The sequence below is a fragment of the Methylomonas sp. HYX-M1 genome, assembly GCF_040741385.1.
Lineage (GTDB): Bacteria > Pseudomonadota > Gammaproteobacteria > Methylococcales > Methylomonadaceae > Methylomonas > Methylomonas rhizoryzae.
Genome location: NZ_CP160405.1, coordinates 1,728,454 through 1,741,706 on the forward strand (window position 1 = coordinate 1,728,454; position 13,253 = coordinate 1,741,706).

12 protein-coding genes are annotated in these 13,253 nt (G+C 55.7%); 11 read left to right on the forward strand and 1 reads right to left on the reverse strand.

The genetic code is table 11. From position 1 onward, the window contains the following. Nucleotides 1-252 precede the first annotated feature (252 nt). The 11 genes from AB0A83_RS07995 (at nt 253) to AB0A83_RS08045 (ending at nt 12,388) form a co-directional block, all read left to right on the forward strand. Complete coding sequence (locus AB0A83_RS07995) at nt 253-1,704, forward strand: transporter substrate-binding domain-containing protein (RefSeq protein WP_197737421.1); 1,452 nt, start codon at nt 253-255, stop codon at nt 1,702-1,704. A gap of 120 nt (nt 1,705-1,824) precedes the next feature. Further along, the gene (locus AB0A83_RS08000; RefSeq protein WP_367155959.1) at nt 1,825-4,314 is read left to right on the forward strand and encodes a tol-pal system YbgF family protein; all 2,490 of its coding nucleotides are present in this window, start codon (nt 1,825-1,827) and stop codon (nt 4,312-4,314) included. 6 nt (nt 4,315-4,320) lie between these two features. Then, nucleotides 4,321-4,656: a DnaJ domain-containing protein gene (locus tag AB0A83_RS08005; protein ID WP_150047770.1), complete on the forward strand. Its 336-nt coding sequence runs from the start codon at nt 4,321-4,323 to the stop codon at nt 4,654-4,656. Beyond that, nucleotides 4,653-5,303, forward strand: coding sequence for a nucleotide exchange factor GrpE (gene grpE / locus AB0A83_RS08010; RefSeq protein ID WP_150047771.1), 651 nt, complete (start codon nt 4,653-4,655; stop codon nt 5,301-5,303). The genes AB0A83_RS08005 and grpE overlap by 4 nt, the downstream gene beginning before the upstream one ends. Before the next feature lie 15 nt (nt 5,304-5,318). Further along, the gene (locus tag AB0A83_RS08015) at nt 5,319-7,043 is read left to right on the forward strand and encodes an Hsp70 family protein (RefSeq protein WP_150047772.1); all 1,725 of its coding nucleotides are present in this window, start codon (nt 5,319-5,321) and stop codon (nt 7,041-7,043) included. Beyond that, nucleotides 7,043-7,435 (forward strand): hypothetical protein, encoded by a 393-nt coding sequence (locus tag AB0A83_RS08020; protein WP_190303278.1) that lies wholly within the window; start codon nt 7,043-7,045, stop codon nt 7,433-7,435. The genes AB0A83_RS08015 and AB0A83_RS08020 overlap by 1 nt, the downstream gene beginning before the upstream one ends. A gap of 111 nt (nt 7,436-7,546) precedes the next feature. After that, complete coding sequence (locus tag AB0A83_RS08025; RefSeq protein ID WP_367155960.1) at nt 7,547-8,071, forward strand: class IV adenylate cyclase; 525 nt, start codon at nt 7,547-7,549, stop codon at nt 8,069-8,071. 328 nt (nt 8,072-8,399) lie between these two features. After that, nucleotides 8,400-9,029 (forward strand): FMN-binding negative transcriptional regulator, encoded by a 630-nt coding sequence (locus AB0A83_RS08030; protein ID WP_367155961.1) that lies wholly within the window; start codon nt 8,400-8,402, stop codon nt 9,027-9,029. 24 nt (nt 9,030-9,053) lie between these two features. After that, the gene (locus AB0A83_RS08035) at nt 9,054-9,509 is read left to right on the forward strand and encodes a GNAT family N-acetyltransferase (RefSeq protein WP_150047776.1); all 456 of its coding nucleotides are present in this window, start codon (nt 9,054-9,056) and stop codon (nt 9,507-9,509) included. A gap of 183 nt (nt 9,510-9,692) precedes the next feature. Continuing rightward, nucleotides 9,693-10,874 (forward strand): GTPase, encoded by a 1,182-nt coding sequence (locus AB0A83_RS08040; RefSeq protein WP_150047777.1) that lies wholly within the window; start codon nt 9,693-9,695, stop codon nt 10,872-10,874. Nucleotides 10,875-10,876: 2 nt separating this feature from the next. Then, entirely contained in the window at nt 10,877-12,388 is a 1,512-nt protein-coding gene (locus AB0A83_RS08045) for a GTPase (protein WP_150047778.1), read from the forward strand. Between the two features lie 361 nt (nt 12,389-12,749). On the opposite strand, the gene AB0A83_RS08050 is transcribed toward AB0A83_RS08045, so the two are convergent. Next, a complete protein-coding gene (locus AB0A83_RS08050; RefSeq protein ID WP_190303279.1) occupies nt 12,750-12,890 on the reverse strand; it encodes a hypothetical protein in 141 nt (46 codons plus the stop codon). Nucleotides 12,891-13,253 lie beyond the last annotated feature (363 nt).

A 13,253-nucleotide genomic window follows, 5' to 3' on the forward strand; every position in this document is an offset into this window, starting at 1 on the left:
TTTGTTGGTTTTGCTACACGACATTGACCGGATTTCGTTAGTTTTGGAGCTGTATCATGGCTGTGTAGCGTTTGAATGTCTGAGAAGCGACAAAGGCCTTGTAACGGCAACCCAGCCATGCTGGATAGTCACAGCTGGGTTTTAGTAGTCATTCTCATAATCCAGGCGGTAACAATGTCGATGGTTGTCGGTATAGAATGCCGCTTTAGTGTCTTTTAAGCAGTTTGCCCCGCTAGTTCCATGTCGCGATTTATGTTGAGATTATCCTTTCTGTGCTTGGCGCTATTGTTGCCGGCCGTTTCCATAGCGGCAGCCAATGCCGAGCCGCCCGCATCCGCCGCGCCGCGGCAATTATCCTTGGCCAACGAGGCTTGGTCGGGCGATTTCGAACAAATGCTGGATAGGCGTTTGATCCGGGTGTTGGCACCTTATAGCCGCACTTTGTATTTTCACGACAAAGGCCGGGAGCGCGGTTTGACCGCCGAGCTGGCGCGCAATTTCGAGCGTTACATCAATCGCAAATACGCCAAGCGCCTGCAAAAACGCCCGGTTACCGTAGTGATCGTGCCGGCTACCCGCGAAAGGTTGCTGGAAGACTTGAACAACGGTTTGGGTGACATCGTGGCCGGCAATTTGACCGAAACCCCGGAACGTCTGGAAGTCGCGGATTTTTTGGCGCCGGACGACTTTTCGATATCCGAACTCGTTTTGACCGGCCCGGCTGCCATGCCGGTGGATAGCGTCGAAGAGCTAGCCGGCAGAACCGTGCATGTGCGGCCGTCGTCCAGTTATTACCAAAGTCTCGCGGCGTTGAATCAACGGCTCGGCTCTGCCGGCCGGCCGCCCGTCAATATCGTTTCGGTACCGGATGCCATCGAAGACGAGGATTTGATGGAAATGCTGAATGCCGGCGTGATCGGCATTAGCGTGGTCGACGATTGGAAAGCCGACATTTGGGCCAAGGTGTTGCCTAACATTACCGTCACCGACGTAACCGTTCGTTCGGCCGGCCGCATCGGTTGGGCGTTTCGCAAACAAAGCCCCCAGTTAAGGGCCGCATTGCAGGATTTCTATGTCAGCGACGTCAAAAAACACCGGCTGATAGAGCAAAGCGTGATTGCCTTTAACAAAGGTATCAAGCAAATCGGCAACAACACGGCGGACAGCGATTGGCGGCGCTTTGCCGACATGTTGAAGCTGTTCGAAAAATACGGCGGTCAATACCGTTTCGATCCTTTAATGCTGGCAGCCCAGGGATATCAAGAATCGCAGCTCAAGCAAGAGGTGCGCGGCCCTAGCGGCGCCGTCGGCGTGATGCAGATATTGCCGTCTACCGGCAAAACCCTGAAGGTGGGCGATATTCGCTTGTTGGAGCCCAATATCCATGCCGGCGCGAAATACTTGGACGACTTAATGGCGCGCTACTTCGCCGGGGTCGATTTCAACGAGGACGACAGAACCCTGTTTGCCTTTGCCAGCTATAACGCCGGACCCGGCACCATCAACCGGCTGCGTAAGGAAGCCGAAAAACGCGGTTTGGACCCGGACCGCTGGTTCAATAATCTGGAGTTGGTGGTGGCCGATCAGGTCGGTTGGGAGACGACTACCTACGTGCGCAACATTTACAAATACTATGCCGCCTATAAATTGCAGTTGGCAGTCCAACAATATCAGCGTCAGGCTAGAGAGCAATTCGTGCCCTAAGCCGGGCGCGGTCTTACATCAAGCAGGCGCTAAAGATGATACCGAGATTAGCCTCACCGCTGTTTTTCGCGCTTGTTATAATGCGGCCCTTTTCAATGCCAAGGCGGGCTAGGCACCGCAATGAAAAAAGCCATTCAAAACATTTATACCGGACTATCCCAGTCGGCCTTGGCGCAAAAAGCGCAAGCGCATTACGCCGCCGGGCGCTATAAGGAAGCCGCCGATGCATTCAAGGAACTTCTGAAGCAAGCGGATAACCCCGAATATAGGCGGTGTTTGGCGGATTGCTACTTGCAACGCGCGCGGACCATGGCGGAAAAAGGCATGTTCAAGGAAGCTTGCGTGCTGTGGGAAAATTACGCGGCATGCGGTCCGGAGCCGCTGCAAGGGCGCGACGGCTACGTCATTTGGCTGCTGGCCGGCAAAAGCCATGCTAAGGCTTATGCCGAGCTGGCGAGTTTCGACGCCCGCCGGTTGGAGGAGGATTACCCGGAGTTTGCCGCTTATCTGGGCGCTTTGTTGCTGGCCGGCATGAGCGAATTGTTGTCGCACTTGCCTGAAGATGCACCGTTGTGTCGGCATTGGCAATCGGTTGAACAGGCCTTGGCCGCCTTGCGCAGCGGCGACCGGGAGGCCTGCGAGCGGGCCTTGAAAAATCTGCCGTTCCGCTCGGCATTTCGCGATTTGCGTACCGTGCTAAAAGCGCAAATGCAGGCGGGGGATGCGCTCGATGCGGCGGCGATGCTGGCCAAAATCCCCCAGGCTTCGCCTTATCGCCCGCTGGCCGACGCTTGTCTGGCCTACCGGCGGCAGGGCGCGGAGTTCGTTGCCGCTCTGGCCGCTCTGGAATACCAGCAGCGCCGCACGCTTGCGCATGCCGGACGGCTGACTGCCAAGCAACTGAATTTGCTGGATAGCCTGATCAAACATAGCGCGCAGTTGAACGACAAAATGCGCTTCAATTTGGTATTGCAGTATCGGGAATTGTTCGGTAGCGCGGCCGCCCAAGCCTATTGTCTGGGGGCTTTGCAGGATTATCCGGCCGGTCAAAAAGACTACCTCAAGCACTTTGCGGTCACGGATCCGTTCGAACAAAACCGCTTGCAGGCTTTACTGTACGAGCGAGACAAAAAATTTTTCGATGCGGCCTTTCATTGGGAACGGTGCCTCGAAATCCTGAAACGGCAGCGTCCCACGCACGATAAAAAAGTCGCGCTGATCTTAAGACACATGGCCGAGTACGCGCCTTGCCGCGATGCCGCGACGTTTTTGGCCGATAGCCTGGAATACGATCCCGACGACCGGGACACTTATTTGGCCTTGCTGGCGCTCTATCAGGGGCGGTTGGCGGATCCGGCCAAATACCAGCATTGGCTGGAAATCGGCTTGGCGCGTTTTCCCGGCGATACCGACTTGCTGGTGCGGGCCGCCAAATCGGCGGCCGAGCGGAAAGCTTTCAAAAAAGCGGCCGGCTATGCCAAAGCCTTGTTGAAGATCGATCCCGTCAATACCTTGGCCAAACAATTGCTTTTCGCCAATCACATGGCGCATGCCCGCCGTTTGCTGAAAGGCGAAAAATTTCATTTGGTGGAAAAAGAACTTCAAGCGGCCGAGGGTTTGAGCGTCGACAAAGGTTTACGCCGCCAAGCCGAATTGTTGCGCGGTTTTTACCGTTGGCAGGCGCAAGACAAGAAACAAGGCTTGCAGTTGATCGTCGATACTTTGGCAACGCTCAACGGCGATCCGCTCAATATGCAATTTCAGGCGCACATGGAAGCCGGCTTGTTGGACTTGCCGACCGCGGCCTTGACCCGTGCCTTGCCGCCGGTCAAGGCCTATTTGCTGTCGGCGCCGGAACTGCAGTGCTTGATCGACTCGCTGGAATATTACGACGAGCAATTGGAAGATAGAACCTGCTTGTTCAAAGCCTTGGATAAAATCAAGGCGCCGTTGAAGAATTCGCTGCCGTGGTTGCTCGGGCACGACGAATTGTTGTTGTCGTGGTGCCAAGTATTGGCCCAGATCGGCTATTACGAGTTATTGAAGCACTGCACAAAATTGCTCAACGACAAACGGCGAAAACCGCTGTGGACTTATTACCAGATCCTGGCGGAATGCCAAGGCGATGCCGGGCGCATGGATATCATGGCGCCGTATCACTTACATATAGCATTGGAGCAGGCGCGGACGGAGAACGACCGTAAGACCGCCATTTTGATAGAGCGTTTGCTCGATCAAGCCACTGGGCTAAGAAATCCGTTTTTGTTCGAGGACGATGCCGACGATTTTGAGCAAGCATTCGACGACGATCCGGTAGACGATTTGTTCGGGCACTTGCCTGCACCCTTGATGCAGCGGATCGACAAGGGGCTGGAAAGCTTGATGAAAAAATATTCCTCGGAGCAGTTTGCCGACAAAATGCTGAGTGATTACGGCGCTCGTATAGGGCGGCAACGTATGGCGGTGCTCTTGATGAACGAAGACTTTTTCTGGACGATGGCGTACTACGCCGCCGCCGAAGCCTTGAAGCTAGACACCGGCGTCACTATCGAAGACATCGTAAAACACTTCGAAGACGATACGCCGCAATTTCAGTTGCCTTTCAATTGAGTCACGATGATTTCACCGTATCGCGCCCTGGGCGTCAGCGAACAAGCCTCCGACGCCGAGATTAAACAAGCTTATTTGCAACAGGTTAAAGAGCACCCGCCCGAGCGCGATCCTTTGCGGTTTCGGCAAATTCAACAGGCCTACGACGTCGTCAAAGACCAAAATAGCCGCCTGCGCTATGCCTTGTTTCATCTGCCCGAGCTCGATTTCGACGCATTGCTGGCGCTGGCTTTCAACCATGACGGCGCCGACAGGCCTATGGCTACCGACGATTTCCTCAAGCTTTTGAGCACGATGTCGATCGAAAAAACCCTCGCGAAATACAACAAAACGCCTTCATGACCGCAGAAAATCCGCACGATCCCTTACTGGAAGCCTTACAGCAGTATTTGCAGGAAACCGATTTCGCCCATCTGACCGCCTTCGATCAGCCGGATTTGACGGCCTTGTTCAGCGATCTGGCCGGACTTAAAACCGAAGTCAAAGCCGAATCGCGGCAATTCAAGGCCACGCTTGACGCCCTGAGCGTAGCGGTCGAAGCCCTCAAAACCGACAATCAGGCTTTGGCCGGCGAATTAACCAAGTCCGCCGAGCGCCTGCAACAACAATGCAAACAACTGGAACGAGCGATGCTGCTGGAATGGATCGATTGTTACGACCGTCTCAGCGCCGGCTATGAAGCGCTGCAAAACTACCGGCCGGCCGCCGGCTGGTTCAAGCGCTCCCGGCAAGCCGACGTCCGCTTTATCGACAGCCTCAGACAAGGGCAGGAAATTACCCTGAGGCGTCTGGAACAAGCGCTGCAGCGTCGGCAAGTGTATGCCATGGCTTGCGTCGGCAAGCCGTTCGATGCGCACAGTATGACCACCATCGCGGTCGGCAGCGACCCCAGCCGGGAAAACGCCGTCGTATTGGCAGAACTGCGCAGAGGTTTTCTGCTGGAAGACCAAGTGCTGCGGCTGGCCGAAGTCAAAGTCAATAAACTTTAATTTAATAGCATCATTATGAACGACATCATTATCGGCATAGACCTGGGTACTACCAATTCGGAAGTTGCGGTGATCGAAAACGGCAACGTCACCGTGATTGCCGATCACGGCAATAAAATCCTGCCGTCTTTCGTCGGCATCGACGACCAGGGTGAAGTTCTGGTCGGCGAAACCGCGCGCAACCAATATCTGATTTATCCGGAGCGCACGGTCAAATCGATCAAGCGGTTGATGGGGCAAGATACCCGCGTCACGATGGCCGGGCAGCAATACACGCCGCAGGAAATTTCAGCGATTATTCTCAAACGCCTGAAAGCGATTGCCGAAAGTTACGCCGGCCGGCCTATCAGCAAAGCGGTGATTACCGTGCCGGCCTATTTTTCCGATGCACAACGCCAGGCCACCCGCGAAGCCGGTGAAATCGCCGGGCTGGACGTGGTGCGGATGATCAACGAGCCGACCGCGGCCGCGCTGGTCTACGGCGCCGGCCGGGAGGATGCGAAACGCATGCTGGTTTACGACTTGGGTGGCGGCACCTTCGACGTCTCGGTGGTCAACGTGCAAAGCGGCGTTGTCGAAGTGCTGTCCAGCCACGGTGACAATCACTTGGGCGGCGACGATTTCGACCAATTGATCGTCGATCACATGGTCGAGCACCTTCGCCAGCAACACGGCGTCGAGCTCGAAGAACACGGCAAGGCGATGGCGCGCATCAGCCGCGCCGCAGAACAGGCCAAGCGGCGCTTGTCCGACGAGCCTTTTGTACAAATCGAGGAGGAATACCTGCTGGAACATCGGGGTACGCCTATTCATTTGAATTTGGAGCTGGCGCGTTCCCGCTATGAAGACATGATAGCCGACCACATCAACGCCACGATGGACGCCACCCATATCGCATTGAAAGGCGCCAGGCTGACCGCCTCCGACATCGACGAAATCATCCTGGTCGGTGGCTCCACCCGTACCCCGTGCATCCGCGAACGCTTGTTCGACGAATTCGGCTTCGAGCCGCACGGCGAGGTCGATCCGGATTTGTGCGTGGCGATGGGCGCGGCAATGCAGGCGGCGATGATTAACGGCCAACAGATCGATACGGTATTGGTCGACGTCACTCCGTATACCTTCGGTACCAGCGCACTCGGCTACCTGGACGGCATGCCCTATCCTTACCAGTTCGTGCCTATCATTCACAAGAACAGCGTGTTGCCGGCGCGCAAGTCCGAAGCCTTCATGACCTATCAGGACAATCAACGCGAAGTCATGGTGAGGATTTTCCAGGGCGAAGACCCGGATGCGTTGAATAACGTCGAAATCGGCGAGTTTCTGGTCGAAGACTTATTGGATGTGCCGGCCGGCAACATCATCACCTTGACGCTGGATTTGGACTTGAACGGTATTTTGCACGTCTCGGCTCGGGAAAAAGCCTCCGGCAAAGAAAAAACCATCACCATCAACAACGCGATTTCCCGTTTCGAATCGACGGAATTGAGCGCCGCCAAACAACGCATCGACGGCCTGTTCGGCGCGGCGGACGGCGAGTCGGAAAGCCCGGCGGCAGCGGAAGCGCGCAAGCTGATCCAAAAAGCCGAAGCACTGTTCGATAGCGTGTCCGCAGAAGACAAGGACGATATGGTCGACTTGATCGAAGCCATTACCGATTGTCTGGCCAGCGGTGACGATAACGGATTAAAAGAGCCGGTCGAGCGCTTGAGCGACATCCTCTACTACTTGGAATCCTGATGCAGCGCTGCCCGGCCTGCAATGCTAGGCTAGGCTCGGCGCCGGTTTGCCCGCGCTGCGGTGCCGAGCTAAGCCGTATCCTGCGTAGCGAACGCTTGGGCGAACAATGGCTGAGCGTCACCTTGCAAAGTCTCGGTGCCGGCAGGGTAGCGCTTGCGGCGCCGGCCGTCATGCGTTCGTTGAGTTTCAAGCAAACGCCGGCGGGCCATTTGTTAAAAGGCTTTTTGATAAAAACCTTGTATCGGATGTTGTACGATAGCTTGGGCAGTCAACATTGGCAGGAAGCAGCTAAGCTGTTAGGGCTTTTGCGCTGCTTGCAAGGCGAAAACCCGGCCTTAACCCGCTTTGCCGAGATGATAGGCCATCTGTCGACGCCGCCTAAGCACGAGTGAGCGGCGAGTAAGCCGGCGCCGAATTGATTCAATAACCGGCAAAGTCCGGACACCGGTTCATCCCGGGGATACAGCGGCGCTTCGCCGAACTGCACTATGCTGAGAACGGGCATGGCTAAAAACATCGAAATAAAAGCTAGATTGGACAGCATTGCAGCTGTATTGCCACTTGCGGCGCAACTGGCGGATCAGGGGCCCTTCGAGATTATCCAAGACGATACGTTTTTCGTCTGCGCCAACGGCCGATTGAAATTGCGCGAATTTGCCGGCGGCGACGGCGAGCTGATTTTTTACCGGCGTCCGGACGCTTTAGGCCCCAAAGCTTCGCACTATCTGCTTGTCCCGACCCGCGAGCCGGAAACCCTTAGGCAGGTTTTAACGCAGGCTTACGGCCAAATCGGCCGGGTACGCAAGCATCGCACTTTGTTTTTGGCCGGCAGAACCCGTATCCATTTGGACTGCGTGCAAGGGTTGGGCGACTTTCTGGAACTGGAAGTCGTGCTGGCGGAGCACGAGGCGGAGGCGGCGGGTGTGGCCGAAGCTGAAGACTTGCTGGCGCGTTTGGCCATTAAGCGAAATCAGCGGATAGAGGTGGCTTATCCGGATTTGCTAAGGCAAACCGGCGATGCCTGTTGAATGCTGAGCACAGCGTCCGAAGTCGATGCCGGAATCGCCGCACATGTGTCGCCGAATGAGGACGCTTGCCGGGCTTGGGTAGGGGCGGTAGAGAGTTCCGATTAAGCAAAGTTGCTGCCGGGGGGAACTGCCGCGTTGCAGTCTGCGCCGGTAAATTATCAGCTTTTGTTTCAGGGAGAGCACGGTTTATGAACGCAACGATCGCACTGTTGGGCGAATACTCGCCGTCCGGCCGCACGGGCAATAAGCGTTACAGGCTATGCGAGGAAACCGTAGCGGCTATTCTGTTCCGGCACTAAGCGGCCGTCAGTCATTTTTGAGACCTGTTATGTACATACCTAAACATTTCGAAGAACCGCGCCTGGACGCGATGTTGGCGTTGATACGGCGTTATCCGCTGTCTACCTTGGTTGCGAATGCGCCGGGCGGCTTGAATGCCGATCATATTCCGCTACATTGGATAGGCGACTCGGCCGCGCCGTACGGCACCTTGCGCGGTCATTTGGCGCGGGCCAACCCGCTGGCGAGTGAGCGGCTGCCCGAGGGTGAGGTGCTGGCCATCTTTCAGGCCGAGAATGCCTATATTTCGCCAAGCTGGTATGCCGGCAAGCAGGAAAGCGGCAAAGTGGTGCCGACCTGGAACTACGCAACCGTGCATGCCTACGGCTTCATGCGATTGATCGACGATGCGGAGTGGATACGCGCCGAACTGGCCGCGTTGACCGACGCGCAGGAAGCGGGCTTGCCTCATCCTTGGACTTTGTCGGACGCGCCGGCCGATTTTGTCGAGCAGTTGTTCGGTCAGGTGGTCGGCGTTGAAATCGTTGTGAGCCGTTTATTGGGTAAATGGAAGGTCAGTCAAAACCAGCCGCCCGCTAACCGCGACGGAGTAGTACGCGGTTTGGCCGAGGCCGGCCACGCCAAATTGGCGGCCTTGGTAGCCGCCGGTGCGGGATAACACACTTGAAAACCGGGAAAGGAAATGAGCACATTATTCGTAAGGCAAGCGTTGTTGTCCGATCTGCCGCAACTGGTGCCGCTGTTCGACGCTTATCGGCAGTTTTACGGCAAAGCCGCAGACCCGACCGCTGCCCATAGTTTTCTGTTGGAGCGGATAGAGCGCGCCGAATCGGTGTTGTTCTTGGCCGAGGACGGCGGACAGGGTTTGGGCTTTGCCCAGTTGTATCCCTGCTTTTCCTCGGTGGTGCTGGCCAGAACTTATATTCTCAACGATTTGTACGTCGACGCCGGTTGTCGGCGGCAGGGTGTAGCCAAACGTCTGTTGGAAACGGCGGCCGATTACGCCGCCTCGGCCGGCGCGGTACGGTTGACGCTGGCGACCGCCATCGGCAACGCCGAAGCCCGGGCTTTATATCAGGCGGTCGGTTGGCAGCGCGACGAGCAATTTTTCGTCTATCACTTGCCGATCACCAATTGAGATGGGCAGGCGCGGACATCGCCGGTCTGCTGCATGCCATGCTTTCATGCGCCTTAGGTTACGAGTCGGTAACGCGCGGGTGTTGAACAACTTCTTGATATACGGGTGCCGCTGTTCGGTGATAATCGCCTTTCTTCCGCACGTCTCGGCAGCGTTTGCGTTTTTCGAATTCTGAAAAAAGCTATGAATTTATTTGGCAAGTGGAGTTGGTACGGTTTAGGCAACGCGATATTCGCCCCCAAAGCCGACGGATTGGAAGCTAAGCTGGACGAGGTCAAGCAAAAGCTGCCGATTCCGGTGTTTTGGTTGTTAGGCAAAGCGCAATCAGGCAAGACTTCCATCATCCGTGCCTTGACCGGCAGTGCGGATGCGGTTATCGGCAACGGTTTTCAGGCTTGCACGCGGCGGTCGCGGTTTTACGATTTTCCGTCGTCGTCGCATCCTTTGATCCGTTTTCTGGATACTCGCGGTTTAGGCGAGAGCGCTTACGATCCGGCCGAAGATTTAGCCTGGTGCGCCGAACAAGCGCATTTATTACTGGTGGTATTGCGGGCAAGCGACATGAATCAGGCCGACGTGGTCGCCGGCGTCGCCGAGATTCACGCCAAACACCCGAAATGGCCTATCGTCGTGGCGCAGACCGTGCTACACGAGGTTTATCCCGCAGCAGACGACGAACATATTCAACCTTATCCTTATGCACAGTCGCCGTTGCCGCCGCAGGTTCCGCATCGATTGGTGCAATCGTTACTGCACCAGCGCGCCTGGTTTAAAGATTTGCCGGCGCAGTTCGTGGCTTTGGATTTCACCTTGCCGGAAGATGGTTTTACTCCGGCGAATTACGGTTTGGAGGCCTTGTGGGATACGGTGGAAGCGGTGTTTCCGGACGGCGTGCTGAGCTTATTGCGCGGCAGCGAGCAGCATAGGGAATTGATGGATTTTCATGCCCAACTGGCGCAACCGCATTTAATCGGTTATGCCTTGCTCAACCTTGGAGTGGGGGCGATTCCGTTGGCCGGGTTGCCGCTGGTGTTGGGCGTGCAAGCCAAGTTGTTTCACAGTATCGCCTCGCTGTACGGCTTGCCATTGACCCGCAGCTTGTATCTCGAATTCACTACCTTAATCGGCACCGGCGTCGGTGTGGGAATGTTAGGCCGCGAGGTCTTGAAATGGCTGCCGGTATATGGTTGGGCGGTGGCCGGCCTTTATTCCGGCGCGATGACTTATGCCTTGGGCAAGGCGTTTTGTCTGTATTTGCAAGGCGTCAAACGCGGCGCTTTGCCGGATGAGGCGGCGATACGCCTGACCTATAGCGATGCGTTCAAGCAAGCCAAGCAATTGTTGAAACAGCGACGGGACACTTAAGCATGCCGTTTCGATTGACCGGTTTCAGTATTTTTTTACTGGTGTTGTTTCTGTTGCCGTGGCTGGTGTTGATCGGCTTGGGCGGGTATTGGCTATGGTTGCACGATTGCTTGTATCAAGCGATCGGCCTGTTGACGGCTAATTCGCTGCTGGGGTATGCGCTGCTCAAATGGCGGCAAAGTCGAGCCAAGCCTTTGTTGACCGAACCGTTCAGCATACCAGCCGACGCTAACTGGCCGGATCAAGGCAGGCTGGCGTTCGACGGTTTACAGCCCATCATCGACGCTTGGCAAGACGAAGCCGATTTGTTCGTGAGCGCCGATAAGTTGCTACGTCTGAGCAACCAGGTGTTAACGACAGTAGCCCGGCAGTTTCATGCCGAATCCAAATACCCTATTCTGGAGTTTCCGCTGCCTTATCTACTGCGGTTGGTGGTATTGGTGTGCGAAGATTTGCAGCGCGAGGTGCTGGACAAAATTCCCGGTAGTCACGCGGTCAGTATCGGAGATTTTTACCGCGCCAAAGATGCGCTGTCGACTTTGAAAACCGGTTTCTCGTTTTTGAACGTCGGCGGCTGGTTGTTGAATCCGGCCGGCGCGGCACTGAACAAAGCGCGCAGTGTGTTGCTCGGCCGCGGCTTTGTCAAACTCGGCGAAGAGATTTCCCGCCGTTTGGTCGGCGTGTACGTCAAAAAACTCGGCTATTACGCCATTCAGCTATATAGCGGGCAAATTACCTTGGAGACCATCGTACCCACCGAGGTATTAACCGGCTATTCCAATGCCGATTTTGCCGCCGCCCAGCAGCCGGCCGACAGTCCGGAGCCTTTGCGTATTTTGCTGTTGGGTCAGGTGAGCAGCGGTAAATCGACCTTGCTCAACGCTTTGTTCGGCGAAATCAAAGCCGCCGAAAACTGGCTGCCAACTACCGCTAACGTCACGCCTTATGTGTTGGAACGCGAAGGCTTGCAGCGGGCCATCATCCTGGATAGCGCCGGTTACGGCGGTTTGCGTCACGCCGAAGCCGTAACCGCCTTGCAACGCGAATGGGCCCAAGTGGACTTAATTTTGTTGGTGTGCCACGCCGTGCAAGCCGCCAGACAGGCGGATCGGCAGCAGCTTGACGCGATTCGGACTTACTTTCGGCAAAATCCGCAACGGGCGATGCCGGTAGTGATCGCAGTCGCCAGCCACATCGACCAATTGCGCCCGTTGCGCGAATGGCTGCCGCCCTACAACATCCGGCAACCGGACAATGCCAAAGCCGGCAACATACGTGCGGTCTGCCGGGCAATTGCCGCCGAGTTGCAGCTGCCGTTGGAATGTATCGTGCCGGTGTGTATGAATCCGGTTTACCAGTATTACAACATCGACGACGGTTTGTTGCCCTTGATTTACGAACAGTTGGACGACATTCGGCGGGTGCGTTACTTGCGCTGTTTGGGTTCGCAACGGAGCAACCGTTCCTGGGCGCAATGGCGTAAGCAGCTGGCGGCTTTGGGAAAATTGTTTTAACCAATAATGATAATTCCCCAGGTTCCTCCGGGGGGCCGCCATAGTTCGATAGCAATTAGTGCTTGAAAGAAAACGCATTTTCCTAAAAATTCTGTCGGCTTACCCAACCTAGCGTCAGCTGTTTTTCGGCGCGGGCCGGCATTTTTCTGATTGCGCGTCAAGCGGTCATTCCGGACGAATGTTGTCCGCCATCTGCCGTTTTTAAGCGGTTTTTTTACGATCCTCATTGTCGCTGCGCTGCGTGCCGTTCTATGGGTTGAGCTTGAGATGAAAACTGTCTGACCAACCCGCGCTTTATCGCCGGGATAAAACAGGATTGACAAACGCCAATCAATAAATGAGAATCTTTATCAATTGTGTATTATTCGTCTTCGGCCAGCGCGGATTTACCGGTTTGCATCAGTAAAAGCCCCACGTAAATCACAGGCTTGACGTAGGCTTGCGTCCGACCGCATAAGCTTTTCCAACTGTCCGGGGCAAACTGCTTTGTCGTCCGTGCCATTTTCAAACTGCCATGAATAGTGCAAAAGCAAACTGTCGATTTCCGATTCGCGTGACAAAGTCTTAATACGCGGATCGCGGCTAACCGGGGGGGTGAGGCGAATTCACTTTGTTAGTAATAATAATGATTATCATTTAAATGTCAACAGTGGATTTTTCCCTTTAACCGCGATCACCGCAATAGGGCTTGCTTTCAACGGAGTCGGTCAGCGGCAACAGGAAAGTGCGAAACCGATTCGGCAGCGCGCTCGACGACGGAACTCCGCGTGCCAGTCTTTTCGGTTTCGGAGCCGCTTGCTTGGCGCATGGGGAAACAGCCGGCGTCGGTGCGGCGGAAAAGGCGGCGGCGATGTGCGGTGCGCCG